Annotated in this window: 3 protein-coding genes and 1 pseudogene; 3 read left to right on the top strand and 1 reads right to left on the bottom strand. The window is 75.6% G+C overall.

Translation table 11 applies throughout. From position 1 onward, the window contains the following. Window positions 1–277, bottom strand: a pseudogene (locus GV126_RS30550) (hypothetical protein); the annotation flags it as partial. A 174-nt stretch (window positions 278–451) separates the two neighbouring features. Here GV126_RS30550 and GV126_RS30545 point away from each other — a divergent pair. The 3 genes from GV126_RS30545 to GV126_RS30535 form a co-directional block, all read left to right on the top strand. Further along, window positions 452–1,156, top strand: a complete 705-nt coding sequence (locus GV126_RS30545; RefSeq protein WP_185946658.1) for a response regulator transcription factor — start codon at window positions 452–454, stop codon at window positions 1,154–1,156. Next, window positions 1,153–2,526, top strand: a complete 1,374-nt coding sequence (locus tag GV126_RS30540; protein ID WP_159672703.1) for a sensor histidine kinase — start codon at window positions 1,153–1,155, stop codon at window positions 2,524–2,526. Before GV126_RS30545 ends, GV126_RS30540 begins: the two co-directional genes overlap by 4 nt. A 230-nt stretch (window positions 2,527–2,756) precedes the next feature. Beyond that, the coding region (locus GV126_RS30535) for a cellulose binding domain-containing protein (RefSeq protein WP_201299895.1) at window positions 2,757–3,234 on the top strand (478 nt) is incomplete at its 3' end.

The raw sequence follows: 3,234 nt of genomic DNA, 5'->3' as shown, positions 1-3,234 counted from the left end.
TGGTGGGCGCGGGCTTCGCCGGTGCGGGGTCGGCGGACGGCAGGCGGGGCGTGCGGCTCGGCCGGGGCGAGGGGCTCTGCGACGGGGCCGGCCGGTGGGTGGAGGAGGCGAGCGGCTGCGAGGCGCGCGTGGTCGCGCCGGGCGCGGTGACGGGCAGGGCGCGCGGCGGGTCGTAGGCCGTGCCGGCCATCACCGTGTGCACGCCCCACCACGACAGCGTGACCGCCGCGCCCGTGGCGAGCGACCACGCCAGTACGTGTACGAGTCCTCTGCGCATCGCGGCCATACTGCCGCACGCCCGCGGCCGGTGTCGCCCGGCGGCGGCCGGAGCGGGGGGCGCGCACGGCGGTTCTCCAGGCGGCCCGGACGCGGAACGGAGCCGTCCGGTAAGTGTCCGGGAGTTGTCCACAGGCCCGCACCGGACCGGCCGGCATGGCGTACGGTGCGGCGCATGGCAAGTGTGCTCGTGGTCGAGGACGACCAGTTCGTACGCTCCGCGCTCATCCGGCATCTGACCGACGCCGCGCACACCGTGCGCAGTGTCGGTACGGCGCTGGAGGCGCTGCGCGAGGTCGCCCATCTCCGTTTCGACGTGGTGATCCTGGACCTCGGACTGCCCGATCTGGACGGCTCCGAGGCCCTGAAGATGCTGCGCGGCATCACCGACGTGCCCGTCATCATCGCCACCGCCCGGGACGACGAAGCGGAGATCGTCCGCCTGCTCAACGCCGGGGCGGACGACTACCTGACCAAGCCGTTCTCCGTCGAGCACCTGTCCGCCCGGATCGCGGCCGTGCTGCGCCGGGCCCGCTCCGGCGGCGCGCAGTCCGCGCCGCCGTCGGTGCTGCGCGTCGGCGGCCTGACCGTCGACCCGCTGCGCCGCCAGGCGGAACTGGACGGCGTCCGACTCGACCTGACCCGCCGCGAGTTCGACCTGCTGGCCTTCCTGGCCGGGCGGCCCGGCGTCGTCGTGGCGCGCCGCGAACTGCTGGCCGAGGTGTGGCAGCAGTCCTACGGCGACGACCAGACCATCGACGTGCACCTGTCCTGGCTGCGGCGGAAACTGGGCGAGACGGCCGCCCGCCCCCGCTATCTGCACACCCTGCGCGGCGTCGGGGTGAAGCTGGAGCCGCCCGCAGCGGAGCAGGCACCATGAGGTGGGCTCTGGTCAAGGTGTGCCTGGCGGTCACCACGATGGTCGTGGTCGCCTTCGCGGTGCCGCTCGGGCTGGTCGTCAAGGAGATGGCCCGCGACCGCGCGTTCGCGGGCGCCGAGCGGCAGGCCGCGGCCGTCGCCCCCGCGCTGTCCATCACCACCGACCGCGACCAGTTGGAGCGGGTCGTCGCCGCGGCGGGCTCCGACGCCCAGGTGGCCGTGCACATACCGGCGGCCGACGGCAAGACCGCCGCCGGCATCGGCCGCACCCGGGCCGCCGCCGCGGACATCGCGGCCGTACGGCGGATGGGCCGCGCCTCCACCACCGAGGTGCCCGGCGGTTTCACGCTGCTCCAGCCGGTCGCGATCGGCTCCGGCGCCATCGCGGTCGTCGAGGTCTACGTCCCCGAGGCCGAGGTCACGCACGGCGTGGGCACGGCCTGGGCGGTGCTCGCCGGGGTCGGTGCCGCCCTGGTCGTCGGCTCCGTGGCCGTCGCCGACCGGCTCGGCGTGCGGATGGTGCGGCCCGCGCAGCGGCTCGCCGAGGGCGCGCACGAGCTGGGGGAGGGCAAGCTGGGCGTCCGGGTGCCGGAGGAGGGACCGCCCGAACTGCGCCGGGCCGCGGTGGCGTTCAACTCCATGGCCGACCAGGTCGTCCACCTGCTCGCCAACGAGCGCGAGTTGGCGGCCGACCTGTCGCACCGGCTGCGCACGCCCCTGACCGTGCTGCGGCTCAACACCGCCTCCCTCGGCGACGGCCCCGCCGCCGAGCAGACCCGGGCCGCGGTCGCCCAGTTGGAGCGCGAGGTGGACACCATCATCCGCACCGCCCGCGAGGCCAAGCCGCAGACCGCGGCCGCCGGTCCCGGTGCGGGCTGCGACGCGGCCGAGGTGGTCCGGGAGCGGATGCGGTTCTGGTCCGCGCTCGCCGAGGACGAGGGCCGCACCTGGCGGGTGGCCGGAGTGGAGCGGCCGGTGCGCATCCCCGTGGCCCGCGCCGACCTCGCCGCCGCGCTGGACGCCCTGCTGGGCAACGTCTTCCGGCACACCCCGCAGGGCACGGCGTTCGCGGTGGACGTGCACCACGGTGAGGACGCCGTGATCGTGCTCGTCTCCGACGCCGGCCCCGGCATACCCGACCCGCAGGCGGCGATGGCCCGCGGACGCGGTTCGGGCACCGACGGCTCCACCGGGCTGGGCCTGGACATCGTGCGGCGCCTGGCCGAGTCCACCGGCGGCGACCTGCGGATCGGCCCCTCCGTGCTGGGCGGCACCGAGGTGCGCGTGTGGATCCAGCGGGACGGCCGGCGCCCCGCGCGCCGCGGCCACCGGGGTGCCGTACGACGACGCGGACGCCTGGCCGTGAAGTGAGCGCGGCGCCGGGCGCGGCGCGCACCCGCCGCGGGCATCGAACCGCGCGCCGGTCCGCCACCGCGGCCCCGATCTTTAACCGCCCCCGATCCCTTCCTTAAGCGGACCCTAAGATCCCCGACCGGGGCCGGGAACAAGCGGTTTGTCCGGTTCCGCATCGCTAGCGTGCTGCCGCATCCCACCTCCGGGCAACCCCCGGATCCCCGTTGTGGACAGCGAAGGCAGGCACGATGAGCACGCACCGGCGCAGGGTCAGTGGCAGGAACAAGGCGATAGGCGGCCTGGTGGCCGCGGCGGTCGTGGGCGGCGGCGCGTTCGTGTTCACCGCCACCGCGCAGGCCGCCGGTGTCGGGGCCGCGTACACCAGGACCAGTACCTGGTCCACCGGCTACACCGCGCAGTACGTCGTCACCAACAACAGCGGCGGCACGGAGAAGGACTGGACGCTGGAGTTCGACCTGCCCGCGGGCGCGAAGCTCTCCTCCCTGTGGAACGGCGCATCCCGGGTCAGCGGACAGCACGTCACCGTGAAACCGGCCGCCTGGGACACCGCGGGGCTCGCCCCGGGCAGGTCGGTGACCGTCGGCTTCGTCGTCGACGGCACCGCCGACCCCACCGGCTGCCGCATCGACGGCGCCCAGTGCTCCGCCGACGACGGCGCCACCCCCGAACCCAGCGGCCGGCCGACCGGCTCGGCCACCCCCACGC

The sequence above is a fragment of the Streptomyces mexicanus genome (assembly GCF_902506575.1).
GTDB lineage: Bacteria > Actinomycetota > Actinomycetes > Streptomycetales > Streptomycetaceae > Streptomyces > Streptomyces mexicanus.
The sequence above is the reverse complement of the archived record's forward strand: the minus strand, read 5'-3'. Positions and strand labels throughout refer to the sequence as shown.

Bases quoted from the DNA above. Each gene is read 5' to 3' on its own strand.
- GV126_RS30545 (WP_185946658.1), top strand. From the start codon at position 452: ATGGCAAGTGTGCTCGTGGTCGAGGACGACCAGTTCGTACGCTCCGCG.
- GV126_RS30540 (WP_159672703.1), top strand. From the start codon at position 1,153: ATGAGGTGGGCTCTGGTCAAGGTGTGCCTGGCGGTCACCACGATGGTC.